Origin of the sequence: Streptomyces sp. NPDC015171, from assembly GCF_043079545.1 — a bacterium.
Lineage (GTDB): Bacteria > Actinomycetota > Actinomycetes > Streptomycetales > Streptomycetaceae > Streptomyces.
Genome location: NZ_JBIBUO010000017.1, coordinates 1 through 15,906 on the forward strand (window position 1 = coordinate 1; position 15,906 = coordinate 15,906).

8 protein-coding genes are annotated in these 15,906 nt (G+C 74.7%); 7 read left to right on the forward strand and 1 reads right to left on the reverse strand.

All coding sequences use genetic code 11. From position 1 onward, the window contains the following. The 4 genes from ACF073_RS33780 to thpD form a co-directional block, all read left to right on the forward strand. A partial coding sequence (locus ACF073_RS33780) for an aminotransferase class III-fold pyridoxal phosphate-dependent enzyme (RefSeq protein WP_392075269.1) occupies nt 1-719 on the forward strand: 719 nt, incomplete at its 5' end. 50 nt (nt 720-769) lie between these two features. Further along, complete coding sequence (locus ACF073_RS33785; RefSeq protein WP_392075270.1) at nt 770-1,174, forward strand: ectoine synthase; 405 nt, start codon at nt 770-772, stop codon at nt 1,172-1,174. A 1-nt stretch (nt 1,175) separates the two neighbouring features. Beyond that, the gene (ectA, locus tag ACF073_RS33790; protein ID WP_392075271.1) at nt 1,176-1,736 is read left to right on the forward strand and encodes a diaminobutyrate acetyltransferase; all 561 of its coding nucleotides are present in this window, start codon (nt 1,176-1,178) and stop codon (nt 1,734-1,736) included. Next, nucleotides 1,733-2,623, forward strand: a complete 891-nt coding sequence (gene thpD, locus ACF073_RS33795; RefSeq protein ID WP_392075272.1) for an ectoine hydroxylase — start codon at nt 1,733-1,735, stop codon at nt 2,621-2,623. Before ectA ends, thpD begins: the two co-directional genes overlap by 4 nt. A 52-nt stretch (nt 2,624-2,675) precedes the next feature. On the opposite strand, the gene ACF073_RS33800 is transcribed toward thpD, so the two are convergent. Next, complete coding sequence (locus ACF073_RS33800) at nt 2,676-3,686, reverse strand: GlxA family transcriptional regulator (protein WP_392075273.1); 1,011 nt, start codon at nt 3,684-3,686, stop codon at nt 2,676-2,678. A gap of 71 nt (nt 3,687-3,757) precedes the next feature. On the opposite strand from ACF073_RS33800, the gene ACF073_RS33805 reads away from it, so the two are divergent. The 3 genes from ACF073_RS33805 (at nt 3,758) to ACF073_RS33815 (ending at nt 15,905) form a co-directional block, all read left to right on the forward strand. Then, a complete protein-coding gene (locus ACF073_RS33805) occupies nt 3,758-5,086 on the forward strand; it encodes an MFS transporter (protein ID WP_392075274.1) in 1,329 nt (442 codons plus the stop codon). A 389-nt stretch (nt 5,087-5,475) separates the two neighbouring features. Beyond that, a complete protein-coding gene (locus ACF073_RS33810) occupies nt 5,476-7,482 on the forward strand; it encodes an RICIN domain-containing protein (RefSeq protein WP_392075275.1) in 2,007 nt (668 codons plus the stop codon). Between the two features lie 476 nt (nt 7,483-7,958). Then, entirely contained in the window at nt 7,959-15,905 is a 7,947-nt protein-coding gene (locus ACF073_RS33815; RefSeq protein WP_392075276.1) for an SDR family oxidoreductase, read from the forward strand. Nucleotide 15,906: the final 1 nt, after the last annotated feature.

Consider the following 15,906-nt stretch of genomic DNA (forward strand, 5'->3'; position numbering starts at 1 on the left):
ACTTCCTGTGGTTCGAGCGGCTGCTGGAGGACCAGGGTTCGGGTCTGAACAAGCCGGCCGCGGTGATCGTGGAGACCGTGCAGGGCGAGGGCGGCGTCAACGTCGCGCGCCCGGAGTGGCTGCGGGCGCTGAAGGAGCTGTGCGAGCGGCAGGACATGCTGCTGATCGTCGACGACATCCAGATGGGCTGCGGCCGCACCGGCGCGTTCTTCTCCTTCGAGGAGGCGGGCATCACGCCGGACATCGTGACCGTGTCGAAGTCGATCAGCGGGTACGGGCTGCCGATGTCGCTGTGCCTGTTCCGGCCCGAGCTGGACGTGTGGGAGCCGGGCGAGCACAACGGCACCTTCCGCGGCAACAACCCCGCCTTCGTCACCGCGACCGCCGCCCTGGAGACCTACTGGGCCGACGGCTCCGTCCTCGAGAAGCAGACCCGCACCCGGGGGGAACAGGTCGAGGACGCCCTGGTCTCGATCACCGGGGAGAACCTCGCCGATGTGAAGGAGTACCGCGGACGCGGCCTGGTGTGGGGCCTGGAGTTCCACGACAAGGAGCGCGCCTCGCGCGTCGCCCGGCGGGCCTTCGAACTCGGACTGCTCATCGAGACGTCCGGCCCCGAGGGCGAGGTCGCCAAGCTGCTGCCGGCCCTGACCATCACCCCGGACGAGCTGGACGAGGGACTCAGCGTCCTCGCCAGATCCGTCCGCGAGACCGCCTGACCTCTGGCCCACCGACCGTCCGAACACCCCGATCCAGGAGGCATCGCACCGTGATCGTCCGATCGTTCAAGGACATCGAGGACACCGACCGCCATGTGAAGGCCGCGTCCGGCACCTGGGAGAGCAAGCGCATCGTGCTCGCCAAGGAAGGAGTCGGCTTCTCGCTGCACGAGACCACCGTCTACGCGGGCACCGAGACATCGATGTGGTACCAGAACCACATCGAGGCCGTGCTCTGCGTCGAAGGGGAGTCGGAGCTGACCGACGAGGAGACCGGGGAGAAGCACTGGATCACCCCGGGCACCATGTACCTCCTCGACGGCCACGAGCGCCACACGCTGCGCCCCAAGACCGACTCCCGCTACGTCTGCGTGTTCAACCCGCCCGTGACCGGACGGGAGGACCACGACGAGAACGGCGTCTATCCGCTCGTCACCGAGGAGGGGGCGGCCTGAGATGACGACCGCACGCGCCAAGCCCGTCTTCCGCACCCCGACCCCCGACGACGGCCTCGCGGTGTGGGAGCTGGTCGCGAACACGCCCGGCCTCGACACCAACAGCCCGTACGCGTACGTCCTGTGGTTCCGCGACTTCGCCGAATCCTCCCTGGTGGCCACCGTCGACGACGAGATCGTCGGCTTCCTCACCGGCTACCGCCGACCCGAGGAACCGGACACCTACTTCGTGTGGCAGACCGCCGTCAGCCCGCGGCACGGCATCCCCTTCCTCGGGGTCAAACTCTTCGAGGCGGCGGCCGAGCGGCAGCGCGCCCGCGGCGCGCGCTTCGTCGAAGCCAGCGTGTCGGCCGACAACCGCTCCATCCTCATGGTGCTCCGGCAGTACGCCCGCCGGCAGGCGGCCGAGATCACCGAGCAGCTGCTCTTCCCCGCCGACCTGCTGGGCGACGGCCACCACGACGAGATCCTCCAGCGCATCGGCCCGCTCGCCGCCCCGGACCCGGACCCCGACCCCACCGCCCGCCCCGCCCCCTCCCGTGTGAAGGAGACCGCCGTATGAGCACCACGCTGCGCCCCGACCTCTACCCCACGCGTGTCAGCGGCGAGGCCGTACCGCAGCCGCGGGTCGACCCCGTCGTGTGGGGCAAGGGCCCCGGCCCGCTCAGCGAGGAGCAGCTGGCGGCCTACGAGTCCAGCGGCTATCTCGTCCTCGACCAGCTGCTCTCCCCGGCCGAGGTGGAGACCTACCGCGCCGAACTGGAGCGCCTCGGCCAGGACGCGGAGCTGCGCGCCGGCGACCGCGTCGTGCTGGAGCCGGACTCCGACCGGCTGCGCTCGGTGTTCGAGGTCGAGAAGGTCAGCGAGGTCTTCGCCCGGCTGCTGTTCTCCTCCCGGCTCACCGACATCGCCCGGCAGGTGCTCGACTCGGACGTGTACGTCCACCAGAGCCGCGTCAACTACAAGCCCGGCTTCGGCGGCGCCGAGTTCGACTGGCACTCCGACTTCGAGACCTGGCACGCCGAGGACGGCATGCCCCGGCCGCGCGCGTTCAGCGTCTCGATCGCGCTGAGCGAGAACTACGCGTTCAACGGGCCGCTCCTGGTCATGCCGGGCACGCACCGGACGTTCATCCCCTCGGTCGGCCAGACGCCGCCCGACTTCCACAGGGAATCGCTGCGGGTGCACCGGATCACGGTCGGCTCGCCGGGCCAGGAGCACCTGTCGCGGATGGCGGAGCGGCACGGCATCGAGCAGATCACCGGGCCGGCCGGCTCCGCGGTGATGTTCGACTCGAACCTGCTGCACGGTTCCAACGGCAACATCACCCCGTTCCCCCGCTCCAACATCTTCATCGTCTACAACAGCGTCGAGAACACGCTGGAGGAGCCGTTCGCCGCGCCCAAGCCGCGTCCGCAGCACCTCGGCAACCGGGAGTTCCGGCGCTAGACGTCCGGTCTTCGACGCGTGGGGCGGCCGTTCGCGGCCGCCCCACGCCGCGTCATGCCGCGGCGCCGGGGCCGCGGAAGGTGGCGCGGTAGGCGCTGGGCGAGGTGCCCAGCGCCGTGTGGAAGTGCTGGCGCAGATTGGCGGCCGTGCCGAGCCCCGACTGCTCGGCCACCTGCTCCACCGGCAGGTCCGATTCCTCCAGCAGCTCCCTGGCCCGTTCCAGACGCTGCTGGGTCAGCCAGTTCATCGGGGTGGTGCCGACCTCGTCACGGAAGCGCCGGGTGAAGTGCCGTACGCTCATCGCCTCCTGAGCGGCCATCTGGCCCAGCGTGACGGGCTCGTCCAGCCGCTTCAGCGCCCAGCCGCGCGCCGCCGCGGTGGACGGCGACGACGGCTCCGGCACGGGCCGGCGGACGAACTGCACCTGCCCGCCCTCCCGGTGCGGCGGTACGACGGTACGGCGGGCGACGTCGTTGGCGACGGCCGTGCCGAAGTCGCGGCGGATCATGTGCAGGCACAGGTCGATGCCGGAGGCGCAGCCCGCCGAGGTCAGCACCTCGCCGCCGTCGGTGTACAGCACATCCGGATCCAGCTCCACCTGCGGGAACAGCCCGGCGAACTGGTCGGCGTAGCGCCAGTGCGTGGTGGCGACGTGCCCGTCGAGGAGCCCGGCGGAGGCCAGCACGAAGGCGCCGGTGCAGATCGACGCCACCCGGGTGCCGGGCCTGATCAGGGCGAGCGCCGCGCCGAGCGGCCCGGAGAGCCCGGGGTGCCGCTGCTCGTAGTCGTCGTAGGAGGACAGCACGATCACCGTGTCCGCCTGCGCCAGCGCCTCGGGCCCGTGCGCGACGTTCAGGGTGAAGTCCCCGTCGGTGCGCACCTCGCCGGGGTGCAGCGCGCAGGTGACGACCTCGTACAGGGGCTCGCCGTCCGCCGACGCCCCCGTACGGGCCTGTCCGAACAGTTGGTGCACGATGCCCAGTTCGATGGGCAGGGTCATCTGACGGGCCAGTACGGCAACGCGGTGACGTGCGGGACGGGAGAAGACGGTCCGGTCGGTCATGGCCACATTCTTGCGCATCGTGGCCATGCAGACACTCGCTGGGCGAGGGGCCTGCCCGACAGGCTGGAAGCATGGTTCAGCACGCGCAGACCCCAGTGACCCCGCCCCCCACCACCGTGCCGGACGGCCCTCGTCCCGCCGGGCACCGCGCGTGGGCCATCGCCGTCGTCGCCGGCCTGGCCATCGTCGCCGCGGGTGCCTTCACCACCGTCCCGGGCCTGCTGGTCACCCCCCTGCACCAGGAATTCGCCTGGGACCGCGGCCAGATCGCGCTGGCCGCCTCCGTCAACATGGTCCTCTTCGGCTTCACCGCCCCGTTCGCCGCCGCCCTGATGGATCGCGCCGGGATCCGCCGCGTGGCCGCCGGCGCCATGCTGCTCATCGCCGTCGGCGCCCTGCTCACCAACGCGATGGCGGCACCCTGGCAGCTGATCCTGTACTGGGGTGTGCTGATCGGGCTGGGCAGCGGCTGCCTGACGATGACCTTCGCCGCCCTGATCACCAGCCGTTGGTTCACCCGCCGGCGCGGCCTGGTCACCGGCGCGCTCAGCGCCTCCAGCCACCTGGGCCAGCTCCTGTTCCTCCCGCTGCTCGCCTGGGCGGTCGACCGCTACGACTGGCAGCCCCCGGTGGTCACGCTCGCGCTCGTCGCGCTGACCGTGTCCGCCCTCGTCGCCCTGTTCCTGCGCGACCACCCGGCCGATGTCGGCGCCATGCCGTACGGCGGCGAGGAGTTCGTCGAGAAGCCCGCCCCCGCCGAGGGCGCCGCCCGCCGCACCGTGTCCGTCCTCTTCCAGGCCACCCGCACCGGTACGTTCTGGCTGCTGGCCGGCATGTTCGTCATCTGCGGCGCCTCCACCAACGGGATCATGTGGAGCAACTGGGTGCCCGCCGCCCACGACCACGGCATGCACGCCACGGTCGCCGCGTCCATGCTGTCCCTGATCGGCGTCTGCTCCGCCCTGGGCGCGGCGTTCTCGGGCTGGCTCACCGACCGCTTCGATCCGCGCCGGCTGCTGACCGTCTACTTCACCGTCCGCGCGCTCACCCTGCTCGCCCTGCCCATGGTGTTCACCGCCTCGGCCCAGCCGTCCATGATCGCCTTCGCGGTGATCTACGGTCTCGTCGACGTGGCGACCGTCCCCCCGGTCATCGCCCTCTGCCAGCGGACCTACGGGGACGACGGCCCCATCGTCTTCGGCTGGACCAACTCCGCCCATCAGCTGGGGGCCGGCGCGTCGGCCTTCCTCGGCGCCACCGCGCGCGATGTCTTCGGCACCTACGACACGGTGTGGATCACCCTCGGCGCGGTCTGCCTCGTGGCCGCTCTGCTCGCCATGGTGGTCCGTGCGTCCCAGGGCGAACGCCGGCTCGTGCCGGAGGCCGGCATCACGTCATGACGCACACGCCTGTGCATGTGCCCGTGCCCGTGCCTGTGCCGGTTCCGTTGCCGGCATGGGCACTTGGCCGGGCGCGGCCTCGGTGAGCCGCCGGACAACCGCTTATTTCGTACCCCAACCGGCTTTTCCCAGAGGGAAGTTGACCGTAGAACCAGATCCCGGGAGGGGATACCGGCGGTAACCATAGTGCGGTAAACCCGGGATGCCGAGCCGGGCATTCCAACTCCTTGTTTCCTGCGCGCCGTTTGTGCCAAGGTGAGCGTCCCCGCGGGAGGGCAAAGGCGGACGTCGACGTCAAGGCCGGCCCTTTAGGTACGCACCAATCAGGCACTGCTTTCCGACAGAACGCGCTTGCGTATGCGTTCTGCGGCTGGAAAGGAAATGGTTCCGTGCAGTCCTTCTACCCCCCACGCCCGCCCTATCCGCCGCTGCCCGGCCCCGCCGGGGAGTCCGACCGCCACCTCCTCGCCCGGCTCGGCGGCCCGGACGACGGCCGCCACCACGCCGTCGCGCTGCTGCTCGCCCGGCACTGGCGGGCCACCCGCGACTACGCCGTGGTCTGCCTCGCCGCCGCCGGACCCGCCGCCCAGCTGGTGGCCACCGCCGCAGTCCACCAGGTGCTCGGCCGGACGGCGGGCGGCGTGCTCGGCGGCGCGCTGCGCCCGCAGCTGCTGGCCGCCGTCCGTGACACCGTCCGCGCCTGGGCCGCCGACGAAGTGGCCTGCGCCGCCCTGCCGGAATTGCGCAGAACCACCGGTGGTCGCGGGCTGCGTGCCACAAAGTCCGGACCATCGGAAAGCAGGCGGCTCGCCGCCCGCGCATTCCGGGCCCTTCCCGGCGCCTCGCAATGCCTTCTCTGGCACATCGAGGTCGAAGCCGAACCCATAAACATACCCGCTGGTCTGCTGGGTATCGACACGGCCACCGCGGCGACCGCGCTCGAGCAGGCACGCGAGCAATTCCGGGCCGGTTGCGTACGCGCCCACCACGAACTCGCGCCCACCAAGGAATGCCGCTTCTACCACCGGCTCCTCGACGTCCCCATCCGCCGGGGCGGCGCCCTGCTGCCGGATGTGCGCCGGCATCTGACGGTCTGCGATCACTGCCGGCACGCCGCCGAGCAACTCGGCCACTTCGACGGGGGTCTGCACCTCCTGCTCGCCGAGACCGTGCTCGGCTGGGGCGCCCGCCGCTACCTCGACTCGCGGCCCGGCCGCGGCGCCCCCGAGGAGTGGCCGCCGCCGTCGGCGCCGCCGGCGGCGGCCGCGCCCGGCGGCCGGCACCGCACCGGACCGGGGCACCGCCACCGCACGGCCGTCGCCCTCGGGGTCGGACTCACCTCCCTCGCGCTGCTCGCGACCGTTCTCGCGGTCCGGAGCTGGTCCGATGACAACGCTGTCCCCGCACCCGGCGCCACCTGGGGCGCCCCCGCCGGCGGCACCGTGCGGCCGGGCGGCGCGGGCGCCCGCCCCGCCCCGTCGCCCTCCGCCGCCTCTGTGGGCGACCCCGCCGAGATCGCCCACGGCACACTGCGCGGCCTCGCCTCCGGGCGCTGTCTGGACGTGCGCGGCAACCGGCTCGCGGCGGGCGCGGGCGTCCGGCTCGCCCCCTGTTCGGCAACTGCCGCACAGCAGTGGTCTTACCGGGACGACGGTCTGCTGCGCAGCGCCGCGGACCCCGCCCTCTGCCTCGCCGCCGACCCCGGCACGAGGGGCGTCGCGCTGGCCGCCTGCGTCGTGCCGGCCGGGGAGGTGTCCTACGACGTCACCGTGCGCGGCGAGATCCTGCTGCGCTGGCACCGGGGTCTGGCGCTCGCGCCGACCTCGGGCCGCTCCGGCCGCTCCGGTGCGGCGGTCGGGGTCGCGCCTCGCGACGGGTCGCGGGAGCAGCGGTGGGTGTGGGAAGCGGGGGCCGGTGGAGCCGGTGGGGTGGGCAGGGCCGGTGGGGCCGGTGCGGACAGTGGGGGCGACGCCGCGCCGGCGGGCCCTGACGGTTCGGGCGGCCCGGGCGGTTCGGATGGTCCAGGTGGTCCGGATGGTTCGGGCGGGGCCGGTGACGCCGGGCGGTCGGGGGTTCCGCGGGGCGGTGCCGGGCAGCCTCCGGGGCGCGCGGACGGCGGCGGCACCTCGCGCGGGACGTCCGGGAGCGCCGGCCAGGAGACCGGGGAGCCGGACGCACCGCGTGTCGCGCAGATCCGTGCCGGAAAGGCGGAGCGGCCCGCCGGGTCCGGCGGCGGTGCCGGTGCGGACGGGGGAGCACGCGGCGTGCGAGCCGTGCCGGCAGCGGTGGGCGCTCTGATGGCGCCGGCTGCCGACGCGCTGAACCCGCCGGCCGGCGGTGCCGGTGCGGGCGCCGGCGGATCCGTCTCGGCCCGGGCGCGGTCGCTCCTCGGCTGACCTGCGTGCCTCGCCCCGGCCGACGGGCGCGGGGCCGTCCGGCGAGGGGGCCGCTCCGGTGCGGGTGGCCCCTTCTCGCGCGCCAGCGCACACCCCGGCCGCCCTGGCCGTTTCCCGTCGGCCCGGTTCGAGCCAGCGGGAGGACGTCATGCGGAATTTACAGACTGCGGCTGACTGTCCCGGCGAATGGCGCGGGGGTGAGTGCAGGGTGAAGCGGGCGGCCGGTTTGACGGATCTGTGACGGTCTGCCGCACGAGACTGGGCAGCGCATGGCCCTCGTCTCCGCAGAGACTCGCGCGATTTGTCGCTCCTTGCGATGAATTCGCCGGACTGGCCGGATCGGCGCCACCGCACATGGAAAGGCCGCGACGTTATTGACCCGTGAGTAGCACCTCGCTAGTTTCCGGTGCCCTCGCATCAGAGCGTCTTGCCGCACACCCCCCACCGTGCTGTCTCGCCGATCGTGCCGGAGCATCATGACCTCCCCTGTGCGTGCCCATGACCTGATTCTGTGCCTCACCCCGTTCGGCGAACCGGACGCCGGTCTCGCCGCTGCCGCCTGCGCCGCCGGTGCGCTCGGTGTCCTGGACCTCGGCACCGGCGACCGAATATCCCGTGAACAGCTGTCCCGGCTGAGCCGTGCGGCACCTGGGCCCTTCGGCGTCCGGATCGCCGGGCGCTGCGCCCTCGCCCCGGCGGATCTCGGCCGTGCCGCGGACGCCGTGCACACCGTGGTGCTCGCCCCGGACACGCCCTGGATTCCGGCCGAACTCCCCATCGGTCGCCGGGTGTTGGCGGAAGTGACCGATATCGGGCAGGCCCGCGCGGCCGTACGGTCGGGCGCCCATGGCCTGATCGCCCGCGGTGCCGAGAGCGGCGGCCGGGTCGGTGAGCTGAGCACCTTCGTCCTGCTCCAACAGCTGCTGGCGGACGAGGAGTCGGGCCGCCTGCCGGTCTGGGCCTGCGGCGGCATCGGCCCCCGTACCGCGGCGGCGGCCGTGGCGGGCGGGGCGGCCGGTGTGGTCCTGGACAGCCAACTGGCCCTGTTGACCGAGTCGGCGCTGCCGGAGTCGGTGCGGGCGGTGCTGCGGTCCCTGGACGGCTCGGAGACCGTGCTGCTGGGCGGCCACCGGGTGCTGCGCCGACGCGGCCCGGACGCTCCGCGGCCGCCCGCCGACGACCCCGAGGCGGTCGCTGCCCTGCTGGGCGCCCGCGAACCGCGCGGCCGGCTGCTCCCGGTGGGCCAGGACGGCTTCCTCGCCGCCCGGTTCGCCGAGCGGTGGCGGGATGTGCGGGGCGTCGTGCGCGGCGTGTCGGCGGCGGTGCTCGACGTGGTCGGGCCGGAGGCCGGCCCCGAGGTGTGGCCCGAGGTGTGGCCCGAAGTGTGGGACACGCCCGGGACGACGGAAGCGGACGTGGCCGAGCCGACCGGGCCGGCGCCGGGTGCGAGAGCGGGTGCGGGTGCGGCCCTGCGGCCCGGGGCGGCCATGAGCCGTGCGCTGGGCACCCGGTTGCCGATCGCGCAGGGGCCCATGACCCGGGTCAGTGACCAGGCAGGATTCGCCGATGCGGTGGCCGGGGACGGCGCGCTGCCCTTCCTCGCGCTGGCCCTGGCCGACGGCGAGCGGACCCGTGCGCTGCTCACCGAGGCGCGCGCCGCGCTCGACGGCCGCCCCTGGGGCGTGGGCGTGCTCGGCTTCGCGCCCGAGGAGATCAGGAACGCCCAGCTGGAGGCCGTACGGGAGCTGCGGCCCACGCACGCCATCGTCGCGGGCGGCCGGCCCGCCCAGGCCGAGGCGCTGGAGCGGGCCGGGATCCGCACCTTCCTCCACGTGCCCTCGCCGGGGCTGCTGCGGCAGTTCCTGGACGCCGGTGCCCGGAGGTTCGTGTTCGAGGGGTCCGAGTGCGGCGGCCATGTCGGGCCCCGGGCCTCCTTTCCGCTCTGGGAGGCTCAACTCGCCGTACTGGAGGACTTCCTGGCGTCGACGGCGAAGGGTGCCGGCACCGGATCGGGTACCGAGGGCGCAGGAACGCCCCCGCTGGAGGTCTTCTTCGCGGGCGGTGTCCACGACGAGCGGTCCGCGGCGATGGTCGCCGCCCTGGCCGCTCCGCTCACCGCTCGCGGTGCCGCGGTGGGCGTACTCATGGGCACGGCCTACCTGTTCACGCGGGAAGCAGTCGCCCGTGGAGCCGTACGGCCGCTCTTCCAGCGGCAGGTTCTGGCCGCCACCTCGACCGCCCTGCTGGAGACCGCGCCCGGCCACGCCACCCGCTGCGTGCCGAGCCCTTTCACTCACGACTACCGGGAGCGGGAAGCCGCGTTACGCGCGCGGGGCGTGCCCGACCGGGAGGTCTGGGAGCGGCTGGAACGGCTCAATGTCGGGCGGCTGCGCATCGCGAGCAAGGGCATGACCCGTACCGACGGCGGCGAGTTGCGGGACGTCGACGAGGAAGGGCAGCTCAGCGAAGGGCTGTTCATGGCCGGCCAGGTGGCCGTGCTGCGCTCGGCGCCCACCACCGTGGCGGACCTCCACCGCGCGGTGACCGACGGCGCCACGGACTTCCTGACCGCCCGGGCGGCCCAAGCGGCGGCGGCCGTGGAAGCCGGGGAGGCCGTGACGCCCGGGACGGCAGGGACGGCCGCGGAGGTTCTGCCGGCTGGGGCTGGGGGTGCCTCGACGGGCGACGAGACCAGGGAGACCGTAGGAGCCACCGCGGCTGTAGGGGCCACCGCGGCGGTCGGAGCCGCCGAGGCCGTACGGGCCACCGAGGCCGTACGAGCCGCAGCACCTGGCCGTCGTCACCGGGCCGTGCGACCCCGCCCGGGCTCCGTCGCCGTACCGCCGCCGCCCCCGCCGCTCGACATCGCGATCGTCGGCATGGCCTGCATGTTCCCGCAGGCCCCCGACCTCGCCACCTTCTGGGCGAACATCGTCGCCGGCCGCGACGCCGTCACCGAGGTCCCGCCCGACCGCTGGGACCCGGAGGTGCACCACACCGCCGGCAGCACCGCCTCGAAATGGGGCGGGTTCCTCCCGCCCGTCCCCTTCGATCCGCTGCGCTACGGCATCCCGCCGGCCTCCCTCGGCAGCATCGAACCCGTCCAGCTGCTGTCCCTGGAGGCGGCCCGCAGAGCGCTGGACGACGCCGGATACGGCGAAACGGGCCGGGAGTTCGACCGCTCCCGCACCTCCGTCGTCTTCGGTGCCGAGGCGGGCAGCGACCTGTCCAACGCCGCCACTCTGCGCGCCGTCCTCCCGTCGTACTACGGCAAGGTCCCGGACGGTCTGGAGCAGCAGCTGCCCCGGCTCACCGAGGACTCCTTCCCCGGCATGCTCGCCAACGTCATCTCCGGCCGGATCGCCAACCGCCTCGACCTGGGCGGCGCCAACTACACCGTCGACGCCGCCTGCGCCTCCTCCCTCGCGGCCCTGGACGTGGCCTGCAAGGAACTCGTCTGCGGCACCAGCGACCTGGTGCTGTGCGGCGGCGCCGACCTGCACAACGGCATCAACGACTACGTCCTGTTCACCGCCGTCCACGCCCTCTCCCCGACCGGCAGGTCCCGCGCCTTCGACGCCTCCGCCGACGGCATCGCCCTCGGCGAGGGCGTGGCCTGCGTGGTCCTCAAACGGCTCGCCGACGCCGAAGCCGCAGGTGACCGGATCTACGGCGTGGTCAAGGGCCTCGGTTCCGCGAGCGACGGCCGCTCCCTCGGCCTGACCGCACCCCGGCCCGAGGGGCAGCGGGCCGCGCTGGAGCGGGCGTACCGCAACGCCGGTGTCCGGCCCGCGGCGGTCGGCCTGGTGGAGGCGCACGGCACCGGGACCGTCGTCGGCGACCGCACCGAACTCGGTGTGCTCGGCGAGGTGTTCGCCGAGGCGGGCGCCGCGACCGGCGGCTGCGCGCTCGGCTCGGTCAAGTCGCAGATCGGGCACACCAAGTGCGCCGCCGGACTCGCCGGACTGATCAAGGCCACCCTGGCCCTCTACACCGGCGTCAAACCGCCCACCCTGCACCTGGAGCGGCCCAACCCGGCCTGGACCGAGGACGACAGCCCGTTCGCCTTCCACACCCGCGCCCAGCCCTGGGCCGCACCGGCCGCCGAACGGTTCGCCGGGGTCAGCGCGTTCGGCTTCGGCGGTACCAACTTCCATGCCGTGCTCGCCGCGTACGGGGAGGCGCCCCCGCCCCCGCAGGCGCTGGACGCCTGGCCCGCCGAGCTGTTCCTCTTCCGGGGCCGGGACATGGCGGCGGCCCGCCGGGAGGCCGAGGAGCTCCTCCGGGCCGCCGAGTCCGACGGCAGCCCGTGGCGGCTGCGCGACCTCGCCCTCGCCGCCGCCCGCCGCGCCGACACTTCGCACGCACCGGTGCGGGCCGCCGCCGTGGCCCATGACACCGGGGAGCTGATCGGACAGCTGCGCCGCATCCTGGCCGGGGACGCCGACCCGAGTGCCGGGATCCACCTCGCGGACCCGGACCCCGGGCCCCTGTTCACGGACCAGGATTCCGGGCTCGCTCTGGCGGGTCCGGCCTCCCGCCCCGCTCTCGTGGACCCGGACCCCGGGCTCCTTCGCGCGGACGAGGATTCTGGGCTCCCTAGGGCGGATCCGGGCTCCCAGCCGCTTCTCGCGGACCAGGATTCCGGGCCCGTTCTCGCGGACCCGACCTCCAGGCTCCCTCTCACGGCCCCGAACCCCGGGCCCCGAGCGGCGGCCCCGAACCCCGGGCCCCGAGCGGCGACCCCGACCCTCGGGCCTCACCCGGCGGCCCCGAACCTGGGGCCTGACCCGGCGGCCCCGAACCCCGGGCCCCGAGCGGCGGCCCCGACCCTCGGGCCTCACCCGGCGGCCCCGAACCTGGGGCCTGACCCGGCGGCCCCGAACCCCGGGCCCCGAGCGGCGGCCCCGACCCCCGAACCTCATCCGGCGACCCCGACCCCCAGCCTTCATCTGCCGGCCCCGAACCCCGGGCCCCGAGCGGCGGCTGCGACCCCCGAACCTCATCCGGCGACCTCGAACCCCAACCCCCACCCGGCGACCCCGAACCCCGCGCCCCACCCCGCGGATGAGGACCCCGCGCCCCACCCCGCCAACCCGGCTCCGGGCCGGGTGGCCTTCCTCTTCCCCGGCCAGGGCAGTCAGCGCACCGGCATGCTCGGTGACCTCCTGGTCGCCCTGCCCGAGCTGCGGCACTACCTGCACCTCGGCCGCGCCCACGCCGACCGGCTCTTCCCGCCGGCGGCCTTCGACGACAGCGCCCGTGAGCGGCAGCGGGCCGCCCTCACCGACACCCGGACGGCACAGCCCGCGCTCGGCATCACGGGCCTCGCCGCCCACGCCTTCCTGACCGCGGCCGGCGTCCAGCCGGATCTGGCCGCCGGGCACAGCTACGGCGAGCTGGTCGCCCTGGCCGCGGCCGGCGCCCTCGACGCGGAGACCCTGCTGGAGCTGAGCACCGAGCGGGCCGCCGCGATCCTGGCGGCGGCCGGGGACGAGCCCGGCACCATGGCCGCCGTGGGCGCCGCCGCCGAGACCGTCGTGAACACCCTGCGCACGGCCGGGGCACCCGGGTCGGTCGTCGTCGCCAACCTCAACTCGCCCGAGCAGACGGTGATCTCAGGGCCCACCCAGGACGTCGACACCGCCGTACGGGCGCTGCGCGCGGCCGGGCTCGGTGCCCGCCGCATCCCGGTGGCCTGCGCCTTCCACAGCCCGGTGGTGGCGGCAGCGGGGGAGCGGTTCGCCGAGGTGCTCGCGGACAAACCGGTCCGGGCGCCCGAGTTTCCCGTCTGGGCCAACCGCACCGCCGCGCCCTACCCGGCGGATCCGGAGGCCGTGCGTGCCGGACTCGCCGCCCAGATCGGCGCACCGGTGGCCTTCGCCGCGCAGATCGAGGCGATGTACGAGGCCGGGGCGCGGACCTTCGTCGAGGCGGGCCCCGGCACGGTGCTCACCCGGCTCGTCGGTCAGATCCTCGGCGACCGTCCGCACCGCACGGTCGCCTGCGAACCCCGGGCCGACAGCGGTCTCGCCGGCTGGCTCGACGCACTCGCCCGGCTCGCCGTCGCCGGGCAGCCGGTGCGCACCGCGTGGCTCCTGCGGGGCCGCGACGCCGTCGACGCGCTGCGCGACCCGGCGCCGAAGCGGCCCGGCTGGACGGTCGACGGACATCTCGTCCGAACGGCCGACGGAGCATTCCTGCCCGGTGCCCTCGCACCGGCCCGACGCGTCGTGGAGACCACAGTGACGACCCACCAGCCGAACGGCGCCCCGGCCGACCGGGACGCGCTGATCTCCGAATTCCTGCGCACCAGCCGGGAGATGATCGCCGCCCAGCGGGACGTGCTGCTCACCTACTTCGGTGCCACGGCACCGGCGCCCGTCGCTCCCGCCGCGCCGCTCGCGCCGGCGGCACCGGCCTCGCTCGCGCCGCCGGCCCAGCTCGCGCGGGCCGCCGAACCCGTCCGGGGGGCCGCCGCAGAACCCGTCGGGCAGTACGGGCAGCAGCCCGCCGCCGCCGCCGGACCGCCGTCGAGCGGCCCGGCGCGGGCGCGGACGGCGGACGACGTGGAACAGGTCGTCCGGGAGATCATCAGCGAACGCACCGGCTATCCCGTCGACATGATCGAGCCCGACCTCGACCTGGAGGCCGATCTGAGCATCGACTCGATCAAACGGGCCGAGATCGCCGGCGAACTCGCCCAGCGCCTGGGAATCGCGGGCGGCGCGGAACTGCTCGACGACGCCCAGCTCGAGGAGCTGGCCAAGGCGCGGACCGCGGCGGCGGTGACGGCGTGGCTGACGGCGCGCACGGGGGCGGACACCGGTGGCGCGGACAGCCCGAGACCGCAGGAAGCGCCGGCGCCGGCCGCCGGCACCGCGGACCTCCCCCTCGGCGTCGCCCCCCGGCGCTGCGAGCTGCGTCCCGTTCCGCTGCCCGGCCCCGGCCCGGACCTCGCCACCGACCTGACCGGGATGCGGTTCGCCGTCCTCGGCGACGGCCGCGCCACCGGCGACAGCCACAGACACGGTGAGGGCTGCGGTGACGGCGCCGCGGCCCTGGTCGCCGCCCGGCTCGCCGCCCACGGCGCCGACGCCGTTCTCCTCGACCGCGGCCACCTGCTCGGCCCGGCCGACGGCCCCGTCGACGGCGTCCTGTACCTGGGCGCGCTGTCCGGCCCGGGCCTTCCCGACCTCCCGGTCCTGCCGGACGCCTTCCCGGTGCTGCGGGCGGCGCTGGCCCGCGCCCCCCGGGCGCTGCTGGCCGTGCGCGCCGCCGACGGCGCAGGTGCACTGCGCGCGGCGGGCCTCGACGGACTGTTCCGCAGCGTGGCCCGCGAGTACCCGGACCTCCTGGCCCGGGTACTCGCGGTGGGCGACACCGGCCCGGAGGCCGTCGCCGACGCGGTGCTCGCCGAACTGCGCTCCCCGGAACCGGCCCCCGTCGTGCTGCGCCCGGCCGCGGGTCCCCGTCAGGGCCTCGGCCTGGTGCCCGTTCCCCTCGGCCCGCTCGGCACCACCGGTGCGGGACCCGCCGGGGACGGCGCCGCCGAGGCCGCCGCCCTCGGACTCGACCGGGACTCCGTGATCCTGCTGGTCGGCGGCGCCCGGGGGATCACGGCCCGCTTCGCGGCCACCCTGGCCGCCGCCTGCCGGTGCCGGATCGAGCTGCTGGGCCGTACCCCCGCGCCCGGCACCGCCGAGGAGGCGCACATCGCCGCCGCCCGCACCCCCGTCGAGCTGCGGGCCGCGCTCGCCGCGGGACCCGGCGCCCCGCAGCCCGCCGAGATCAACCGGGCCGCCGAACTGATCCTCGCCCAGCGGGAGATCACCGCCACGCTCACCGAACTCGCCGCCCTCGGCTGCCCGGTCCGCTACCGCTCGGTGGACTTCCGGGAGCGGGACGCCGTCCTGCAGGCCGTCAAGGAGACATACGCCGAACACGGCCGGCTCGACGGGGTGGTGTTCGCCGCCGGGGTGATCGAGGACCGGCTGATCGCCGAGAAGACCCCCGAGTCCTTCCAGCGGGTCTTCGGCACGAAGACCGCCGGGGCCGGCGCGCTGTTCGCCGCGCTGGACGAACTGCCCGCCGCACCGGCGTTCACCGTGCTGTTCGGCAGCATCGCCGCCGTGCTCGGCAACCGGGGCCAGGCCGACTACGCCGCGGCGAACGACGCCCTGGCAGCGCTCGGTGCCGACCGGAGCGCCCGCACCGGCCGGCGCACCCTGACCGTGCACTGGGGCCCCTGGGCGCCGGCCGGCAGCCACTCCGGCATGGTCGGCGCGGAACTCGGCCGCGAGTACGCCCGGCGCGGAGTCGCGCTGATCGACCCGGACGAGGGCACCGCGGCCCTGCTCCGGGAACTCGCCTGGGGCGACCCGGCGGCCCATGCCGTCGTCTACACCGCGTCGGGCTGGTGAC

Excerpts from the sequence above, each read along its gene's own strand:
- ACF073_RS33800 (WP_392075273.1), bottom strand. The coding sequence starts at position 3,686 with ATGACCGACCGGACCGTCTTCTCCCGTCCCGCACGTCACCGCGTTGCC.
- ectA (WP_392075271.1), top strand. The coding sequence starts at position 1,176 with ATGACGACCGCACGCGCCAAGCCCGTCTTCCGCACCCCGACCCCCGAC.
- ACF073_RS33815 (WP_392075276.1), top strand. The coding sequence starts at position 7,959 with ATGACCTCCCCTGTGCGTGCCCATGACCTGATTCTGTGCCTCACCCCG.
- ACF073_RS33805 (WP_392075274.1), top strand. The coding sequence starts at position 3,758 with ATGGTTCAGCACGCGCAGACCCCAGTGACCCCGCCCCCCACCACCGTG.
- thpD (WP_392075272.1), top strand. The coding sequence starts at position 1,733 with ATGAGCACCACGCTGCGCCCCGACCTCTACCCCACGCGTGTCAGCGGC.